Origin of the sequence: Arthrobacter caoxuetaonis, assembly GCF_023921125.1 — a bacterium.
In the GTDB taxonomy this organism is placed as follows: Bacteria; Actinomycetota; Actinomycetes; order Actinomycetales; family Micrococcaceae; genus Arthrobacter_B; species Arthrobacter_B caoxuetaonis.
Genome location: NZ_CP099467.1, coordinates 35,501 through 52,298, shown reverse-complemented (window position 1 = coordinate 52,298; position 16,798 = coordinate 35,501). Strand labels below are relative to the sequence as shown.

23 protein-coding genes are annotated in these 16,798 nt (G+C 63.9%); 15 read left to right on the top strand and 8 right to left on the bottom strand.

The window, feature by feature from the left end; translation table 11 throughout:
• Window position 1: 1 nt before the first annotated feature.
• The 3 genes from NF551_RS16800 (at window position 2) to NF551_RS16790 (ending at window position 3,068) form a co-directional block, all read left to right on the top strand.
• Window positions 2-1,075 (top strand): hypothetical protein, encoded by a 1,074-nt coding sequence (locus NF551_RS16800; protein ID WP_227897252.1) that lies wholly within the window; start codon window positions 2-4, stop codon window positions 1,073-1,075.
• A gap of 58 nt (window positions 1,076-1,133) precedes the next feature.
• Window positions 1,134-1,832 (top strand): hypothetical protein, encoded by a 699-nt coding sequence (locus NF551_RS16795; RefSeq protein ID WP_227897253.1) that lies wholly within the window; start codon window positions 1,134-1,136, stop codon window positions 1,830-1,832.
• 129 nt (window positions 1,833-1,961) lie between these two features.
• Window positions 1,962-3,068 (top strand): hypothetical protein, encoded by a 1,107-nt coding sequence (locus tag NF551_RS16790; protein WP_227897254.1) that lies wholly within the window; start codon window positions 1,962-1,964, stop codon window positions 3,066-3,068.
• A gap of 55 nt (window positions 3,069-3,123) precedes the next feature.
• Here the strand turns inward: NF551_RS16790 and NF551_RS16785 are convergent, their stop codons facing one another.
• On the bottom strand, window positions 3,124-4,881 hold the full coding sequence (locus NF551_RS16785; RefSeq protein ID WP_227897255.1) for a cell division protein FtsK: 1,758 nt from the start codon (window positions 4,879-4,881) through the stop codon (window positions 3,124-3,126).
• A 95-nt stretch (window positions 4,882-4,976) separates the two neighbouring features.
• On the opposite strand from NF551_RS16785, the gene NF551_RS16780 reads away from it, so the two are divergent.
• The 9 genes from NF551_RS16780 to NF551_RS16740 all read left to right on the top strand — a co-directional run bounded on the left by NF551_RS16780 (window position 4,977) and on the right by NF551_RS16740 (window position 11,125).
• Entirely contained in the window at window positions 4,977-5,231 is a 255-nt protein-coding gene (locus tag NF551_RS16780) for a hypothetical protein (protein WP_227897256.1), read from the top strand.
• 77 nt (window positions 5,232-5,308) lie between these two features.
• Window positions 5,309-6,454 (top strand): Fic family protein, encoded by a 1,146-nt coding sequence (locus NF551_RS16775; protein ID WP_227897257.1) that lies wholly within the window; start codon window positions 5,309-5,311, stop codon window positions 6,452-6,454.
• Between the two features lie 20 nt (window positions 6,455-6,474).
• Complete coding sequence (locus NF551_RS16770) at window positions 6,475-7,080, top strand: hypothetical protein (protein ID WP_227897258.1); 606 nt, start codon at window positions 6,475-6,477, stop codon at window positions 7,078-7,080.
• Window positions 7,077-7,400, top strand: a complete 324-nt coding sequence (locus NF551_RS16765; protein WP_227897259.1) for a hypothetical protein — start codon at window positions 7,077-7,079, stop codon at window positions 7,398-7,400. Before NF551_RS16770 ends, NF551_RS16765 begins: the two co-directional genes overlap by 4 nt.
• A 166-nt stretch (window positions 7,401-7,566) precedes the next feature.
• Window positions 7,567-8,370 carry a hypothetical protein gene (locus tag NF551_RS16760; RefSeq protein ID WP_227897260.1) on the top strand — a complete coding sequence of 268 codons (804 nt, stop codon included), beginning with the start codon at window positions 7,567-7,569 and terminating at the stop codon, window positions 8,368-8,370.
• Window positions 8,371-8,493: 123 nt separating this feature from the next.
• Window positions 8,494-9,000, top strand: coding sequence for a hypothetical protein (locus NF551_RS16755; RefSeq protein ID WP_227897261.1), 507 nt, complete (start codon window positions 8,494-8,496; stop codon window positions 8,998-9,000).
• A gap of 43 nt (window positions 9,001-9,043) precedes the next feature.
• Window positions 9,044-9,511, top strand: coding sequence for a hypothetical protein (locus NF551_RS16750; protein WP_227897262.1), 468 nt, complete (start codon window positions 9,044-9,046; stop codon window positions 9,509-9,511).
• 115 nt (window positions 9,512-9,626) lie between these two features.
• Window positions 9,627-9,881 (top strand): helix-turn-helix transcriptional regulator, encoded by a 255-nt coding sequence (locus NF551_RS16745; RefSeq protein WP_227897263.1) that lies wholly within the window; start codon window positions 9,627-9,629, stop codon window positions 9,879-9,881.
• Window positions 9,878-11,125 carry a HipA domain-containing protein gene (locus tag NF551_RS16740; protein WP_227897264.1) on the top strand — a complete coding sequence of 416 codons (1,248 nt, stop codon included), beginning with the start codon at window positions 9,878-9,880 and terminating at the stop codon, window positions 11,123-11,125. The genes NF551_RS16745 and NF551_RS16740 overlap by 4 nt, the downstream gene beginning before the upstream one ends.
• Window positions 11,126-11,242: 117 nt before the next feature.
• Here the strand turns inward: NF551_RS16740 and NF551_RS16735 are convergent, their stop codons facing one another.
• The 5 genes from NF551_RS16735 to NF551_RS16715 form a co-directional block, all read right to left on the bottom strand.
• Window positions 11,243-11,677 (bottom strand): hypothetical protein, encoded by a 435-nt coding sequence (locus tag NF551_RS16735; RefSeq protein ID WP_227897265.1) that lies wholly within the window; start codon window positions 11,675-11,677, stop codon window positions 11,243-11,245.
• A 108-nt stretch (window positions 11,678-11,785) separates the two neighbouring features.
• Window positions 11,786-12,136, bottom strand: a complete 351-nt coding sequence (locus tag NF551_RS16730; protein ID WP_227897266.1) for a hypothetical protein — start codon at window positions 12,134-12,136, stop codon at window positions 11,786-11,788.
• A 46-nt stretch (window positions 12,137-12,182) separates the two neighbouring features.
• Entirely contained in the window at window positions 12,183-12,725 is a 543-nt protein-coding gene (locus tag NF551_RS16725; RefSeq protein WP_227897267.1) for a GNAT family N-acetyltransferase, read from the bottom strand.
• 102 nt (window positions 12,726-12,827) lie between these two features.
• The gene (locus NF551_RS16720) at window positions 12,828-13,628 is read right to left on the bottom strand and encodes a hypothetical protein (protein ID WP_227897268.1); all 801 of its coding nucleotides are present in this window, start codon (window positions 13,626-13,628) and stop codon (window positions 12,828-12,830) included.
• A gap of 29 nt (window positions 13,629-13,657) precedes the next feature.
• On the bottom strand, window positions 13,658-13,882 hold the full coding sequence (locus NF551_RS16715) for a hypothetical protein (protein ID WP_227897269.1): 225 nt from the start codon (window positions 13,880-13,882) through the stop codon (window positions 13,658-13,660).
• Window positions 13,883-14,006: 124 nt separating this feature from the next.
• On the opposite strand from NF551_RS16715, the gene NF551_RS16710 reads away from it, so the two are divergent.
• The 3 genes from NF551_RS16710 to NF551_RS16700 all read left to right on the top strand — a co-directional run bounded on the left by NF551_RS16710 (window position 14,007) and on the right by NF551_RS16700 (window position 15,656).
• Window positions 14,007-14,585 carry a hypothetical protein gene (locus tag NF551_RS16710; protein ID WP_227897270.1) on the top strand — a complete coding sequence of 193 codons (579 nt, stop codon included), beginning with the start codon at window positions 14,007-14,009 and terminating at the stop codon, window positions 14,583-14,585.
• Window positions 14,576-14,839 carry a hypothetical protein gene (locus NF551_RS16705; RefSeq protein ID WP_227897271.1) on the top strand — a complete coding sequence of 88 codons (264 nt, stop codon included), beginning with the start codon at window positions 14,576-14,578 and terminating at the stop codon, window positions 14,837-14,839. Before NF551_RS16710 ends, NF551_RS16705 begins: the two co-directional genes overlap by 10 nt.
• Window positions 14,840-14,951: 112 nt before the next feature.
• Window positions 14,952-15,656 (top strand): hypothetical protein, encoded by a 705-nt coding sequence (locus NF551_RS16700; protein WP_227897272.1) that lies wholly within the window; start codon window positions 14,952-14,954, stop codon window positions 15,654-15,656.
• A 29-nt stretch (window positions 15,657-15,685) separates the two neighbouring features.
• Here the strand turns inward: NF551_RS16700 and NF551_RS16695 are convergent, their stop codons facing one another.
• Both NF551_RS16695 and NF551_RS16690 read right to left on the bottom strand, forming a co-directional pair.
• Complete coding sequence (locus NF551_RS16695; RefSeq protein ID WP_227897273.1) at window positions 15,686-15,913, bottom strand: hypothetical protein; 228 nt, start codon at window positions 15,911-15,913, stop codon at window positions 15,686-15,688.
• A gap of 91 nt (window positions 15,914-16,004) precedes the next feature.
• Window positions 16,005-16,793, bottom strand: a complete 789-nt coding sequence (locus NF551_RS16690) for a hypothetical protein (protein ID WP_227897274.1) — start codon at window positions 16,791-16,793, stop codon at window positions 16,005-16,007.
• Between the last annotated feature and the right edge of the window lie 5 nt (window positions 16,794-16,798).

Genomic DNA, 16,798 nt, shown 5'->3' with positions numbered 1-16,798 from the left:
CATGGCCCTGACCCCCTCGCAGAGGCGGAACCGCCGGCTGGCCGCCGGAGCAGCCCTCGCAGCAGCAGCCGTTGCTGCGGGGGCCCTGGGCCTGTGGGTTACCGGAGGAAAGACAGTTGAAGCATCAGCTTCCTCCATCCCGGCCCTCGTCCCCGCAGACGCCGACACCCTGGTGATCGCACCGTTCTCCGGATCGTGGTGGGAGAAGGTTGCGCCTATGGATGAGCCGAACAAGATGCTTCCGGAACTGGATCCTGCCTCAGCGGGCCTGGACATCGAGAACATCGGCTACTCCAGGAGCGTGGACCCCGAAGACCACGGGGTACCGTTCGCGCTGCCGCTGCGCCTCTTCTACATCGAATCGCCCACCGGTGAAGGTGCCGAAGAGGTGGCTGAATGGCTCAAGGACCAGCCGGCCGCCGACAACAGATCAGTGGCCGTCGAAGGCGACGTCGTGGTTATCGGCAGCTCAACGACGACCTACAAGGCACCCGAGGAGTCCGTCCTTGAGCTGGAAGCCTACGACCCGGAGCGCCGTGAAGGCGAAGCCACCATGTGGATGAACACCGGCCGGGAAGCAGTATCCCTGACAGGCGACGGAAACAACGACAAGGCCCTGGCCTTCACGGAGGTTCTGTCTTCAGGGTTCGGCTTCGAGGAGGGCACCAAGTGGCTGGGCACCAGCACTGACGGGGAAAGCTGGTCTGGCGCTTTCACAGCCGGCGGCGTCAACCCGGATGCCATCGACTTCAAGAAGGCGGTCACCGTCCTCGCCTCGACGGAGGAAGTGCTCGCGTCGGTCGAAGGTCCCACGGGCACGGCAGAAGTCGTCAAGCCAGGCCTGGGAGCCATCCTTGAGACGGCGTCGTTCATCGCGGGAACCAAACACATGGGTGCCTTCCTCGACGAACAGGGTTCAGCAGGGCTGGACGACCCGTTCATCACCGTCACCAGCGATGTGACCGCCTGGAATGCAGCGATCAGCGGGGTGCACATGGCCAATGAGAATCTGTCCGAACGCACCCTGGCCGCCAACGCTGAAGAAATGGTTGTCACCTATTCGTACGGCAAGTAACCGGCGCGTCGGCTTGACCTGAATGACAGAAACCTTTCTCTCATGTACGGTCTTGGCTATGAAGACGATTATGAAGCGCGCGCTGGCCACGGCCGGCTCCATGGCCCTGCTCGGCAGTGGGCTCATCCTCGGTGCCGCACCCGCCCAGGCACTCAGCTGTCCTCCTGGCCAGATCATGGTCGACCTTGGCGGCGGCGGACAGACCTGCATTCCGGCCGCCACAGACGGCGGTAACGGCAACGGTGGCGGAGATTATGGTGGAGGCGGTGGCAGCGGCCCCGGCACCGTGACCGGTCCTCCGGCCCAGAACGGCGGCAACTACGGTCCGACTCCGGGCTACCAGCCGCCGACGCAGACCTACACTCCGCCGGCCCCCGTCTACAATCCGCCGGCACAGACGTATAACCCGCCTGCACAGACGTACACGCCTCCGGCGCAGAACTACTACGCACCCCCGGCCCAGACCGGCGGCGGATATGCCGGCTACGTGAACCCGGGCACCGGCGGGGCCGTCTCGCAGAACGCCGCGGGCACCTGGGTGGATTCCAGCACGGGAGCAGCGGTTGACCCCGGTGTTGCAGCCGAGGCAGCTGAAGCCGAGGCCAAGGACACTGCAGCTGAAGAGAAGGCCGCCGCTGAGAAAAAGGCTGCGGACGAAAAGGCAGCCAAGACGGCTTCGGTGAAGTCCACCGCCGAGAAGGCCGCCACCTACCAGCGCGTCCTGGCGACTGCCGAGAAAGCAGTTTCCGGCCGCTAGCCAATACCATCTGAAGCCCCGCTGAACACCCCGTTCGGCGGGGCTTTTTGGCGTCATAGTGGGCACTGTGCATTGCCGTGAAAATCGCTAAAATGATATGGTATGCCGTCCCCCAGACTACGGAGTCAGATGACCACCGAACCCCTCTCCCCGCTCACCGTTTTCCGGAACAGCAGGGATATTTTCCTCAACAGTGTTGTGACCGGAGTGAGCGGCCTCGAGTCGGCAGTCCTGGAATTCGAAAGGGACCACGCCCGCCGCACTGCAGCAGCGGAAAGTGAAGCAGCACGGCTCCGCGGCGTGAACGCAGACCTGCTCGCAGAACTGGGGGAGAAGGCAGAAGCCCTCCGGGCAGCTGAAACCGGCATCCCGGTACTGCCGGCCGCCGATCCGGCGGAGCTGGAGCAGGCCCGTGAAACCATCAGTGAACTCCGCCGGGAACTGGAATCCCGTCCTGAGCAGCCCGAGCCCGCCCCCGCGGCACCCGACGCCGGGGAAGCAGACCAGCTGCGCCGCGACCTGGCGGCCAGCGAGCAGACCCTCACCGAGAAGGAAGAGGCCCTGCGCGAGGAAGTGCGCCGGCGTGAACAGGCCGAAGCGGATGCCCGGAACCGCCGCAGCGCCTATCACCAGACGCTCACGGGCTTGAACACCCAGATCACAGGCCTCGAGCAGCGCATCCGCGATGAAGAGGATGCCAAGGAAGCCCGCGACGAAGCTGCCCGGATTGCAGCCAGGAACGAGGCGCTGGCCGTCATCAAGGCCGTCGCAGCAGACAGCCCGGACACTCCGCTGGATGAAGCCCTGGACATTATTGCCATCGCCATGGCCATCCCCGCCGGCGACACCGCAGCACCGGAGCCCGCCGCAGGCGAGGGCGCTGAGGAGCCGGTTGCCCCGGCCGCCCCGGTCCTGGAGATCCCCGACTTCGACCCGGAGGATGAAGTGCCTGAGGCGGACGCAGCACCACCGCACGAAGAAACCCCGGTAGCCGGTGAAATGACCGACGAAGAGTTCTTCGGCAACCTTGAGCCTCCTGTCATCCAGGAGCAGCCCCTCTTCGGAGCCCCGGATGCAGACCCCGCACCGGACAGCCCCGACGACGAGGATGACGAGCTGGGCCCGCAGGTGATGTTCGACATCGACGCACCGCTGCCGGCAGAGCCCGAACCGGTGCAGGAAGTCCCGAAACCCGGGTTCGGACTGTTCCGCAAGGGCACTGGCCAGGCGGCCTAGCCCATGAGAAAGCCCCCGCAGGAGAAATCCCGCGGGGGCTTTCCCTTGTCCGGACTCAGGCCCTGGCAGCCATGTTGGAGAGCTTCCTGGACTGGGCGGCGGCCAGAGCGGCACCCTTGAGCGGCCTGCCGTTCTCATCGAGACCCGAGACGCCCATCATCTCGGCCATCGGGTCCTTCATCGCTGCGCGCCGCTGGGCGGTGGTGTCCGGCTCATCGGTTTCGAAGGCGTCCTCCAGCTGCGCCATCTGCTTCCTGGTCGGCTCCGGCTGATCGGTCTTGGGCACCCCGAGCTTCTCCAGCCAGGCACGGTACTGGGTCACCTCAGCGTAGTAGGACTTGAAGACCGAGGGCTCATCGCCTTCAGGCTCTGAGGAACCCACACCGCGGGAAGCGGCGCCGTCGGTGCGGACGTTCTCCGGCACGAGCGGAACCCGGTCCGGATCCGAGAAGACCAGGCGGCGGTTACCTTCGGTGGGTTTGGCTCCCATGAGCAGCTTGTGGTGCAGGTTGGTGCGGAGGGCCGGTTCAATGCCGGTGTTGGCCGAGGCGACCTGGGTGGCGAGCATCAGGAAGACGCCGGTGAAGCGAAGCTCGGCGGCGACGCGCTTGATGCCGTTCTTCAGGATCTCCTTGTACAGGTTGGTTCGCTGGGCCTCCTCGGCCATGTCCTTGAGCAGCTGCGGGGCGTCCTTGCCGGCCTTCGGCACAGCTTCGAGCGCGAAGAGGCCGGTGAGCTCATCGACGATCACGATCAGCGGCTTCAGGCCCTTGTTCTTGGGCAGCAGCTTCCAGTCATTCACGCCGTGGGACTTGATGTAGGCGGATCGGCGTTCGCCTTCCTCCATGATGAGCCGGATGGCGACTGCTGACTGTGCGGGGGAGGCGCAGCCCCAGCCGCCTGGCCGGACATACTCCTTGCACCATTCGAAGTCGGCGCTCTTGGTCGGAAGGTCAATGATTGCCAGTTCGGCACCCTTGGCCAGCCACGTGGCCAGGTAGCAGTTCAGCAGTACGGTCTTGCCACCGCCGGAGATGCCGCCAAGCTGGGCATGTGCGCCGGCATTCATGTCCAGGAAGAACGTTTCCCCGACCGTTTCGCCGGCGGCCGGCAGCTTCATTCCCAACGGGATCTTGAACGTCTCTTTGCTCGTGTGGTCGAACTTCACGACGGCGTCCATGGGCGTCGGGATGGCGCCCGGGAACGTCGGGGGAGAGGAGGGGATGATGGAGGCTGTGAGTTTCCGGGCGTCGACCTTCACGTACCAGCCCTCGTTGCCGACGACGGTCGTGGCCACTTCCTCCAGCTTGGACTCGTGCTTGGAGGGCACGTACTGGCGGGGCAGCTCGAGGTCGAATCCGCCGTCGCGCCGGGGCTTGACCTGCACTTCCCACGGCTTGACGCCCAGGGCTACGGAGACGGCGCCGCGGCAGCGCGCGACGTCGGGAGAGAGCTTGGTGAGGACAGCTGTGCCCAGGAACGGTTCGAAGCGGGTCATTTCCCACCCGTCGCCGTGCTGGTCCGCCAGCTTTATGGCCATCTTCTCGCCGTCGCTTGGCTTGGTGCCGCGGGTGAGGCGGACCGTCTTGGACTTCGAGTTCTCCGACTGGCTGACGGAGGTGATGGTGACCTGCCGGGTTGCTACGGCGACCAGGCCGCTGGAGCCATCCGGCCGGGTGACGGTTTCGATTGAGTCGATCTCGAAACCCTCACCGTGCTTCTCGACGATCTTCTTTTCGACCTGCTTGGTGTGCTTTTCAGGCTGGAAGCCGGCGGGCAGGTTGATCCGGATCCGTTCGGTATTGGAGGCCAAGGGTGTGTCCTTCGATAGGCATAGTTCTCTGCCCTGGGACATGCGTAGATATGAGGCTCGGCCGGCCGCAGCGCCTGCTGGGATAGGCTCGATCAATGCCCGAATTGAGTAATGAAGCCCTGCAGGAACTGGGAGCCTCCGGCCTGACCGCCGAGGAGTGGAGTTCCTTCAACTGGATGAGGTTCAGCCTCACGGCTCCGGACCATTCCTGGGCGGGATCATCGTGCGGCTGCCCGGACGTCGCATGCGCGGGCAAGCACCATGCCTCGGGAACCACGTGCAGTTGCCTGGCCCGCGGGATCGCCAACTACAAGAGCGTGCTCAGGGGCCTGCAGGCCCTCAGGTCCTAAATGCAAGGATCCCTAGCGGGCATTCTCATTCGAGCGCTGCCATGAGAAGATCCGGACACGACTTTCTCAGGGGGACCATGCACCAGCACACCGGCTGCACCGACGCGGCACCCTGGCCCGCAGTCGCCTATGAAGAGCACAGCGGGCCGTCCTATGACGCCGCCGTTCCGCCCTCCATTGCCGACCTGCAGCCGGCACTGAACCTGCGCACCCAGGCCCTCGTCGAAGCGGTCACCGTTGACATGGTCCGATTCGACGCCGTCACGGGACTCAGCGAGCTGGACATCAGGCACCTGCTCCTCATGACCGAGGCCTCCGCCAGCTCCCGGATCGAAGGACTGGCCTCCGGCGCCCTGCAGGTTGAACTGGCCATGGCCGGGGAAACCTCAGACCCCGTTGCCTCACTCGTGGCCGCGAACGCCGCCGCAACCCTGACCGCGGTCTCCGCCGGCACCCCGGCCACCGCCACTGTCAGCCACATCCACCAGGTCCTGCTTGAGAGCAGCCCGGAGTCAGGGCCCGGCCAGTTCCGGAACGTCCAGGCGTGGATTGGCGGAGGTGCGCCGCACACGGCAGCGTTCGTACCTCCCGCCGCCGGCAGAATCAGGGCCGCGATGGAGGACCTGGAAGCGTTCCTTCGGCGCGAAGACATTCCGGTGCTCGTCCAGGCAGCCATTGCGCACGCACAGTTCGAGACCATTCACCCGTTCATTGACGGCAATGGCAGGACTGGCCGGGCGATGGTCTCCGGCCTGCTGAGAGCTCGGGAGATTACCAGGCAGGTCGTCCTCCCGTTTTCTCTGGGCCTGCTGGCTGACACGCGTTCTTACTTCGCGTCCCTTCAGGCGTACCGGGACGGAGACATCGGCCCCATCGTCCTCCGGCTCGCCGAAGCTGCAGGCATCGCCGTGGACAGGGGGCATAACCTGGCCGCAGAGATCAGCAGGACGCGCAGCCATCACGCTGAACAGGGGCGCGGCACCTTCCCCTCGAGCCTGCGGCGGATCCTCGACCACCTGCCGGCCCACCCGGTCCTGACAGCAGAGAAGGTGGCTGCGCTGCTGGGCGTATCCACTGCCACTGCCTACCGGTTCACCGAGAGCCTGGAACGGACCGGAGTTACTGTGCCAGCGGGCAAATGCGGAGGAGTCAAGGCTTGGGAAGTCCCTGAAATCACCGCTTCGGTGGATTCTCTTCTCACCCAGGTGCGCCGATTCACGTGATGTCCGCACACATAGGAGGCATGGACACTACTTCCTCCGTGCCGGCAACGGCGACAGACCTTATCGAAAGCTTCATGCGGCTGCTCTCCAGCGCACTGAGCTCAAATCCCGGGCACACCACCGTGGACCTGAACGGCTGCTACATCTCGCCGTTCGCTGATCTGCTGGACGCTCTCGTTACCGGGGATGCCGAGGCGCAGACATCGGCTGCTGCCAAGGTGCTGGCCATCGAGGAAGCACTCGCCCGGACCGCCACCAGCACCGAGGCCGCCCAGACAAAACCTGAGGCAGTAACGCCTGGCAGCCTCGTCCGCGCTCTGGTGGCTTCACTGGGACGGACCCTGGTTGCGGCGCTGGCAGGAGAGAAGGACCGGTCAGTGGTCGACGGCTGGTGCCGGGAAGAACGCCCTGCACCCGGCCCGGAGGCCCTTGAAAGGCTGCAGTGCGCCTACGAGCAGTGGCAGCTCATCGAGGCTTCAGAAGGCGCCGACGTCGCCCGCCTGTGGTTCATCGGAATGAATCCCCGGCTCGACGGCACCGCTCCGGTAGAAGCGATCATGGAGGGCCGCTTCAGGGATGTTGCGGCCGCTGCACGCGAGATGGCCGGCGGAGGAGGATGGGCATGAAGGCTTATGCATCAACCGCTGCCTGGCTGCTGGCCGAGTCAGGGCTGACGGCGAACCAGATCGGCAGATGCCTCGATGTGCCGGGCCGGGCACTCCATTCCTGGTCGCACGGTACGACTCCGCCCCCGCGGTGCATTGAACGCCTGGAGGAACTCAAGGAGCTCATCCTCAGTCTCCCCGCGGACAACCCCGAAGACAGGCGCGCCCTCCTGCTGGATTCAGCCAAGGGCCCAAGCCTGTTCCGCCGGTTCATGGACACAACACCGAGGTCCCAGCGGATCCAGTTCACGGTCCCGCTCATCGAAAGACTTGGCGCCTAGCGCAGAGACAAGCTGAACTTCGGAAATACGAAGTCACATTTTCGGTTATCCAAAAAACAACGAAGAGCGGCGGGTCAATTCTGGTAAATTCCACGCCATGTCTCGATTCTCAATAGCTGCGCGTCAATTTGCAGCAATCACAGTTCTTATTGGTTCTACGGCAGCTTTGAGCGGGTGCACGTCCACTCCAGCTGAGGCTGAAGGAAGCGGCATCCCGACCCGTACCCAGACAGCTCAGCCGTCTTTGACGGCCGATGACCACAAAGAAGCGGAATGGAAGAAGAACGGCTTCGACATCATCAACGGAGATAAAGTCACGGCGCCGGACGGGTCGACCTACCAGAAGATTGCCCTGGCACCTGGCGAGGTCGCCGGCGCAGCCGCGGAATGGGACCGGATGGAGAACATGTACAACCAGTACGGTTGGAGCCGTGAAGAGTTCATGGAGGGAATGCGGCTCTCATCCGAGTACGTCGTCTCCGAGCTGCTTGACTCTGTTGCCCTGGAAACCGGCAGTGAAGGGGTAGGCCTGTGGCGCAGCTCCGGGGCTCCCGAGAAGCACTTCGGTCCGTCGATGCTCGTCGACGCCGCGTTTGCTGTCCCCAGCCCGGTTCTCATTACAGCATCTCAAGGAGACGGGCTGCCTCCGATCATTCCCCAGCTCATCCACGACGGGAAACCGCGCGCTGCGTCCGCGCGCGTTCAGATGGATCCGAGCACGGGGACAGCCCCCTACGGGGACGCCGGAGAGTACATCCAGTACCCGTTCGAATTCGAAGTCCTCTACCGCGTCTCCCCGGAGGCGTTCAAGGACTTTGCCGCCGCGAACCCCAAGGTGACCTCAGAGCTGCCGGACGGAGAAAGCGTCTACCGGGTGGCCGGAGAGTGGACTGCGGTGGTTGGAAGGACTGCCGACGGCCTGAGAATTGAAGGGGCCCAGTTCCACGAGACCAAGTACGGCGAGCTTTAGGCATCACCCTGGCCCGAGCGCACCCAGTGCATTTGCTATAGGGTGCGTTCGGGCCGGCTATGAGACAGCGGGAAAAGGTTGGGCCTGGTGACTGACCAGGATGCGTCCGCACACATAGGGCTTATGGAGCATATTTCTGAGTCAGCCGGCACCAGCCGCGTAGGTGAGTCGACCGCGCCTGTGTACGCAATCGCTGTCAGGGCCACCCAGGGCGTGGGGGATTACGCCGAAGATTTCACCACAGCTGTCCGCAGGGATGTAGAGGACCTTCTTCAGGGAATCTATGCCCTCGCCGCGGCCGTCGCCCGGGAAGCAGCCGAGAGCAACACGCTGGCAGAACAGGCGCGTGCCCGGGGACTGCATGCGGTGCCCGTGTTCTTCCACCCGGCGCTGGACAGTGTCCTGGCCTGGACGCAGCAGACAGGGATTGTGGGGAAGGAACTCACCGAAGCGGCGCTGACTGAGATCTTCCACCGCAGCCTGGGGACACGCGCAGAGTCCCAGGTCCACAAGGATCGCGCCGATGCCGTCCAGGTTCACAGCGGTCTGATGACGGACCTTCGATGGATGAAGGCACGGACGCGGTTCCTCCGGCAGTACCTCAGTGCCTGCGAGACAGAGGGCGATTAACCTGACGGTGACTGACCGGGTCCTGTCCGCACACATAGGGGTTATGACAGGAATCCGGAACACTCAGCCCAATCCGCTCGACCTCACAGACCTTGGCGGCGCGATCCGCCAGCTGGGTCCCGAAAGCCACGGCATCAAAGGCATCGGCGTTATGACGCTTCTTGTCGACGACGGCTTGGTGCGCATTACGGTCACCCATCCCGATGACACTGACGTGCGCGAACTTTTCGGCTGGGATGACGGCAGCAAGGAGGTTGATGCCCGTGCTGAGGCGCTGAGCGTCCTGGAAGATTACATTGGCTTCGTTCCGCAGCTGGACCCCGACCACGGAGAAGAAGTCAGAATCCTCGACGGCCGGATTACATTTACATTCCACGAGACGATTGGCGATGACCAGGTTATCGACCCCGAAGACCTCGCATCTTGGGTGTCCGACTTCGCTGCCATTGCCGACTGCGCCGTGCGTGCTGACCTCGCATCCCGGATCGTAGAACGCTACGAGCAGGGCTGAACACTCGGTCGGGGCCGTCCAAGACTGCCACTGTTCGTTATAACGAACAATGGCAGAACTAACCAATTTGTTCGATATATTGCACTTATCGCTGAACTGGGCGTATGTTCTTTATATGGAACATGAGACCACCCCGTTCTTCCGGGCTGTCGACGCCGCAAGCCTTGGCAGGTCCATTGCCGAGGCACGCCGTGAAGCCGGCATGACCCAGCAAGAGGTTGCCGAGCACCTGAAGGTCACCAGGGGGACCATCGTGCGCCTCGAGAGCGGACGCCCCGTTTCCCTGGTGGTGGCCATGGAAGCGATCCGGCTGATCGGCCGGGACGTCGCCCTCATCCCGCGCTTCGCCAAGGTCCAGGTCCGCCAGTGAGCGCCCCAAGGTTCCTGAACGTTTTTCTCCGCGGCCGGCACATCGGCGAGCTGCGCGGAAAGGACCTGAGGCTCTCTTTCCAGTACGACAGTGCCACCGTCGCCGAATACGGCGCCGGCAGCATCCTGCTGTCCCTGTCCATGCCGGTCCGCCGCAAACGCTATGAAGGCCCGGAGGTGTACAACTACTTCGACGGACTCCTGCCCGAGGGCCAGGTCCGGGCGCACCTAGCCTCGCAGAACAATGTCAGCACCCCCGACGCCTACGGACTGCTGACCGTCCTGGGTGCCGACTGCGCCGGAGCCGTCCAGGTGCTGCCACCAGAGGTTGAACCTGAAGCACCCCTGGCCGCGGCACCCATGACCGAAGACCAGGTGACAGCCGCGGTCGAGTCCCTGCCGACATGGGAGCTTCCGGAAGGCTTCCTGGTGACCGCATCGCTCGGCGGGGTGCAGTCGAAAGTGCTGCTGACCCGCCTGGCCGACGGGTGGGCGTGGCCGGGCCGGGGGGCGGCGTCGACGCACATCATCAAGCCGGCACCCACTGACGCGGCCATCCCTTTACTGCTTCCATCCGAACACTGGGCACTGAGCCTTGCTGCTGCCGCCGGGCTTCCGGCAGCCAGCACGAGCATGGAAACCTTCGGATCCCGGCAGGCCATTGTCGTGGAACGGTTCGACCGGAGCGATGACGGCAGCCGCCTGCATCAGGAGGACTTTACGCAAGCCCTGTCCCTGCCCAGCAGCTCGAAGTACGAAGGCGGGCTGGCTGCCCGTTCTCGTCTTGGACAGATAGCCGGTCTTGCCGCGCCTTTCACCCGGTCAGCCGACGCCTTCCACTGTGATCTGCTGCGTGCCATCACCTTCAACCTGCTGATCGGCAACGGTGACGCCCACTCCAAGAACTACTCACTGAGCCTGGGGGATAACGGCGAAGTCCGGCTTGCGCCCCTTTACGACGTCGCGCCCACCCTGCTCCTGTACGCGCAGAGCGTCAATGCCGGGCACGCAGTCAACAGGCAGATCCGACTGCCCTACATCACCCTTGAACATCTGGTCGCCGAAGCCGTCTCCTGGGGCCTGGGCGAGGATGCAGCCCGAAACACCACAGAAGCCGTCCTGCACGACGCTGCCGAGGCCGCCGCGGATGTGCCCGCCCCGGTGGATCTGGAGTTCCTGCAGGACCTCATCCCCAAGCGTGCCTCCCAGCTGCTCGCAGGCGGCACCGCGGGCAGAACACTCTAACCGCCGGGCATCAGCGAACCTCTCGGAGCCGGGAACAACCCCGGCGGATCTTCCAGCGCCCTAAGCCAAGCCCTCTTTTGGGGAAAGCAAGGGTGCGAAACCAGCTGGAATCCGGCGCTACGGCACGTCGTCTTCTTCAAGCACAATGGGATGGCCGCTCTGCTCGCAGGAATCGACGATGTCGTCCCTTACCTCCCAAAGCCTGACGCGGCGATCAATAGTTCTTGCTTCCTCGGCAGTGCCCAGTCGAGTTTCAACGTACTGGTCCACGTGCTGCGCGAAATTCAGGGTGTGGAACTCCACATCCCCGGAAGCCTCCGTTGAGGCAGCCTCTGCCACATCGCCGAGTTCCTGCAGTGACTGGGTGAAAAAGTAATCGTCCTTGAACAGCATTTTGTCGTCCAGGTCGGCCTTATTGTAAGCCGATTCGAAACTCGTGCAGGGGCCTTCATTGTCAGCTCCACAGGCACTAAGGGTCGCCAAAAGAGTGACGGCCAGCGGAACAATGGCAAGTTTGTTATTCAAGTCAGCCCCCCAAATGTGATGTGGCATTCAGGGTACCTAATCAAATGTCGCTTGCGCAGAAAATTAAGTTCAGCTGGAACCGCTTCCGAAGGCTCATTCTGAGCGCCGATAACGAACGTTACGTCAACCTAAGCCCTAGAAGACCCTGCGCCCTCCGGCGTGACGCAGCGCATCCAGGAGCAGGTCCTGCAGGGCGTAGTCGAGCATCGACACGTCGGAGAGGTCTGCAGGCTCCCCGCCGCCCAGTGACGCGGCGAGCAGCAGGAAGCGGCGCTCACCGCCGGACAGTCCGCCAGTCCACTCGGGAATCTTCTCCCAGTCAACCCAGGCACTTGGCTCGTCCGGCACAACCCACGCGTTCCCGCGGTCGGCGAACCGGCCGCCAAACGCACGAATGAGAAGCTCCACGGCCGCTTCCGCAGTAATGTCGCCGCGCGCCCATGCGCGCAGTTGATCGTGATGCTCCACTTGCCCCATGAGTTCCATGCGGCTCAGCCTATCGAGGCGTTAGGGATCCGCCCAATACTCCCTGCTATGCCGCCTCCTGCATCGTGAACACGGGCGCGTCCTCAACGAACACGAAGTTCTCGCCATGGATTCCCATGAAGCTTCCGACTTCGAGCATGCCTTTGCCTGAATAGAATTTCCTGGCCAGCACGGAGGTTGAGATAACAGCCAGGGCCGGCTGGCATCCCCTTGCCCGGGCGAACTCAAAACCGGTCTGAAACAGTGCTGTGCCGACACCGCAGCCCTGGAAGACCGGGTCCACATAGAACTTAGAGACTTCACTCAAGCCGTTCTCCGCAATGGATGTGTATCCCAGTGCAGACAAGGCGCGGTTCAGGTATGGGTGTGCCCGCGTCATTGCCAGGTGCCCGGCCACCTTGCCGTCAACGAGCGCCACCCATCTGCCCAGCACTTCCTCCTCCAGCAGCCAGCGAGAAAAGGACGCAGCTGTCGCGTCTGCATCGCGCGGCGGCGGGTAGGTTGGATCGCCCTGCCTCACGTGCAGAAGTGCTGTAACGGCGGCATCCAGGTGGAGGTCTTCAGAAAAAGGAACGGTTATTGTGGGCATGCCCAATTCTATTTGAGAGGCATTCTCATCGAATTCATCACTACCCTCAGCCCTGGCCCAATGATGACCCAGCACCAGTTCTTCCAGCCCTTCTCAATCCGGTCAGGACTCCGCAGGTGCGCCGCGTTTCAGCCTCACGTTGTGCATCATGCGGCCGGCGAAGGTTCGCACCCTGGGGAACTCACCGTCGGGCAGGACCTGGAGTTTGACCGTTTCGTCGCAGGGAACCCCGGCGGGCACCCTGCAGGCAGGACAGCTGTGGGCTTCCTCGACCATTGACCATGCTTTCCCCAGCTCAACCTTTTCCCCGGCGCTGAGGTGCCTGTTGCATGCGGCCACCCGACCTCGGCCGGGCCAGAACACCGGGATCTGCTGGCAGGGCTCCCCCGTCTTGGTTGGCCGACCGCAGACAGAGGCCATCTCGTCGTGGTGGGCGCGGTTCCGCCTATCCTCCTCGGCCAGCCGGTTGAGCAGCTGCGGCAGATAAGCCTGGTCGCCGGGTTTGGCGATCTCCGCGAAGTACAGCAGCCAGTGGGGGCTCAGGTATGGGCGCCACGGCCTTCCATGCTCGCTTCTGGGTGCAATCTGGGTGTCGTTCTCGATGAGGCTCATGGCCGTCCGCCACTGGGACATTTCGCGCTCCAGCCGGGCAGACATCCTGCTGAGGCTTTTCATGGCGTCGTCAAAGTCCAGGCATGCCAGCGGCTCATCCCGGTAGCGGGCGGCCTCGTACTCGAACGCTATGAGCGAGCCCATAAGCCTTTGGCAGGCAATAAGCATCCGCCGTTCGGCACCGAGCCATCCTGTACCGTCTTCGTCCTCGTCATGGAGTGCCGGCCGCCTGACCGGAGCGTTCCACGGAAGGTCCTGGTCATCGCCGTATTCGCCGTCTGGAAGGAGCACGTCGAGTTCCTTTTCCTTATGGCCTGGTGTCAGCCTGCGTCCACATCTTCGAGGCCGGCCAGCCGGATCATCTCGGCGCTGAGCTGTTCCTCCTGCCCGCGGGCTTCCAGATAGCCCGGCAGTGCCTCCCTTGCAGCTTCCAGGTCGCCTGCTGCAAGACGGTCTGCCACGACCGATGCCATGATTCCTGCGTGAATCTGGGCGTTGTTGAAGCGATCCGACAGGGCGCGTGCCTGCTCTTTGTCGATACTCATGAGGCCAACGTAGTCGATGTACCGGACATCCGGGCGGAAAGAAACAGGTCACCTGCAACCGGGATATTGGCCTGGAGATCGCCTAATGTTCGATACTGCGGGGCTCCAGTGGTAGAACAGGTCCATGCCGACCGACACCGCTTCGTGGCCTCCCGAGTGGAGGGAGAACCTTGGCGTGTACCAGGAAGCCCTGACGGCCGATGGCGGCCATGCGCTGACCCGGGAAACCTGCAGCGAGATCCCTGCCGGTGACCTGGGCGGCATCGAAACAGGTCTCCGCGGAATCATCAGGCTCCGGCCCCTGGAGTCGATCACGGTGGGTGACCTGTATGTGGCCACTCCCCCTGTCCCGACACGGGAGGAAGCCCTGCGGATCAAAGCATGCCTCATCCTGTGCCGGAACCAGTCCAGTGATTATCTGGATCTGGCCGTCCTGGTCTGCCCCATGGGGCCTAACAAAGCAGCAGCGGTCCTCTCGGGCATGGATGCCTACTACGCCGGCCAGAACCGCGACGGATCAGCTGTCAGCTCCCAGATCGTTCGCCAGCTCGCAGACCCCCAGCCGAAGGATGCACCGGAAACAGCGAAGCAGGAATACATGGGAGCATTGTCCGGCCAATGGCTGGACTGGAGCGCTACCGTTGACGCGTGCCGCGGCGTCGCAGCACAGATGCTTACCGAGGTGGAGGCGTCATGGCGCTGAAGTTCCGGAACCTCACCGTGAGCCCGCAGGATCCCGTGGAGCAGTGGGGCGTTGAAGGACTGCTCGCAGCCGTTGAGCGTGGTGACATCAACGACTGGCGCCGGATCGCGCGGGCGCTCCGGACTGACCCGCATGGGAAGGTTGCCCAGCAACTCTCCGAGGTCGCAGCGGCAGCTGAGAACCCGGCCATCCCCACACTGCTGCAGCGGATTCACCGGCAGGCACTCACCGGAAAGACAGCCCCGAAACCCTGAAAATTTGCGCCGGAAACAGGGTCTGCATTTGGCCCCCCAAAGCGCCTCTGACTAGCGGAAACAATCTGAAATACTCCCCTGTCGGCACCACGGTTCCCGTAGTGTCAGAACTATGAGTAAATGGGGGATTCTGCAGGAAGACGCTACCGGCTCGGCGATGAAGCGGCGGCGAAAGGCATTGGCAACACTCGCCACCACCGCCGTTCTCGGCGCCTCAATGCTGCTCTCAGCAGCCCCCGCCAGCGCACGCATGGTGTGCTCGGACGGCGTCCCCGGACTTCCCCCGGTCTGCAACTGGGTCGAAGACAACACTGGCCCGGGCACGGGCAACACTCCGATCGACCTGGGCGGCACATCTCCGGCTCAGCCCGCACCCGCACCGATGCCCCCGGCTCCTGCACCTGCCCCGGCGCCGGCCCCTGGCCCGGTCTACAACCCGCCGACCCAGTCTTACACGCCGCCGGCCAATAACGGCGGCGGCTACCAGGCTCCGGCGAACAACGGCGGCTACCAGGCCCCGTCCTACACTGCACCGTCCCAGGGTTACGCTGCGCCGTCCGGCCAGGGTTACGTTCCGGGCAACACCGGCTACACCGCTCCTGTTGACGGCGGATCTGCTGCTCCCGCCGCAGGCGAAGCTGCTCCGGCTGAGGACAGCCCGGCCGCTGAAGACGAGGCAGCCAAGAAGAAGGCAGCCGAGGCTGCAGCGGCGGAGAAGAAAGCCGCCACGGAAAAGGCCGTCAGGGATGCTGCATCCCAGGCTGTCACCCACTACCAGCTGCGCGCAGCCGCGTCCCAGGCCGCCAGCACGAGATAGCCCAGGCTCCCGCCGCCCCGGCTGCTGCTTCAGCGGGTTCCGGCAGGTCCTGAACGGTAGCCGGACAGCCGCAGGATCTCGCTCGCTACACCCTCGGCCAGCATGCGTGCCTCCAGGTAGGCCGGGAGTGCCTCTTCGGCTCCCCTGGTATCTCCCACGGCGAGCCGGTCCGCAACCTTCATGGCAAGCGAGCCGGCGTGCGCCATCTTGTCGGCGTACCACCGGGACATCTCACGGATTTCATCCCTGCCGGCCATGCCCCGAGCCTAGCGCCAACCCCTACTCCCCTGCCGTGGCCGGAGAAGCGGCTGTGGATAAGCCCCCGCCCGCTGTCTGGTTGGCAGCAGTTCAAGCCCCCTGAGGTGCCAGTTCCACCTCATGGTCCAGGGACTCCAGACCTTCCGGAAGCTCGTCCGGGAACTGGGGGGTGTCCTGCTTCTTGGGGCGCACGGACAGTTGAGGCGCACCGGCCTCTGTCAGTGCCTGGTTGAGTCCGACGATGCCATCCACCGTCCATTCCCGAGCGACTCTCAGAGTGCCGTCTCCGAAGGCGAAAGCGGCTTCCTTCTCGCTCTCCGGCTCGGTGTAGGCCTTGGCAGAGGTCCAGGAAATGTAGGAGGCCCTGGTCAAGGGCAGGGTTGCGTTCACTTCGGAGTTGCTCAGCCGGGCGTAGTCGGGCTGCCAGATGCGAACGAATTCAGCAAACATGACTGCTGCGTCGGAAACGGAGCCGAGAGGGAAGGCATCGTCCAAGGCCAGATGGATTTTGTTCCAACGGTCCAGTGGCGAGCCACATGTGATGTGGATCCGGGCTGCCGCCGGCAAGTCGTTATCTGCCGGTCCGGTGCTGAGAAACGCGGTGAAGGACGTTGCTGTTTCACCCCAATCCAGGTTGCGGCTCTCCTCCAGAAGACCGGCCAGGGCATCCGGGGTGGTCGGGACGACCACGAAGGTCGCTTTCCTGCTCATCAGGTCTTCGGTGTCGCGGTACCACCTCATCCCTGTCTTCTCCGACAGGAGTACCAGGGCGGTGGACAGGCGGGCAGCCGATGATTCGTAGCCCTCCTCGCGGCCGCTCCAGCCGAGGCTCATCGTGGCCCGGCTCCCGGCTCCGAAGATTTCCCTAATAGTCTTCACGAAGT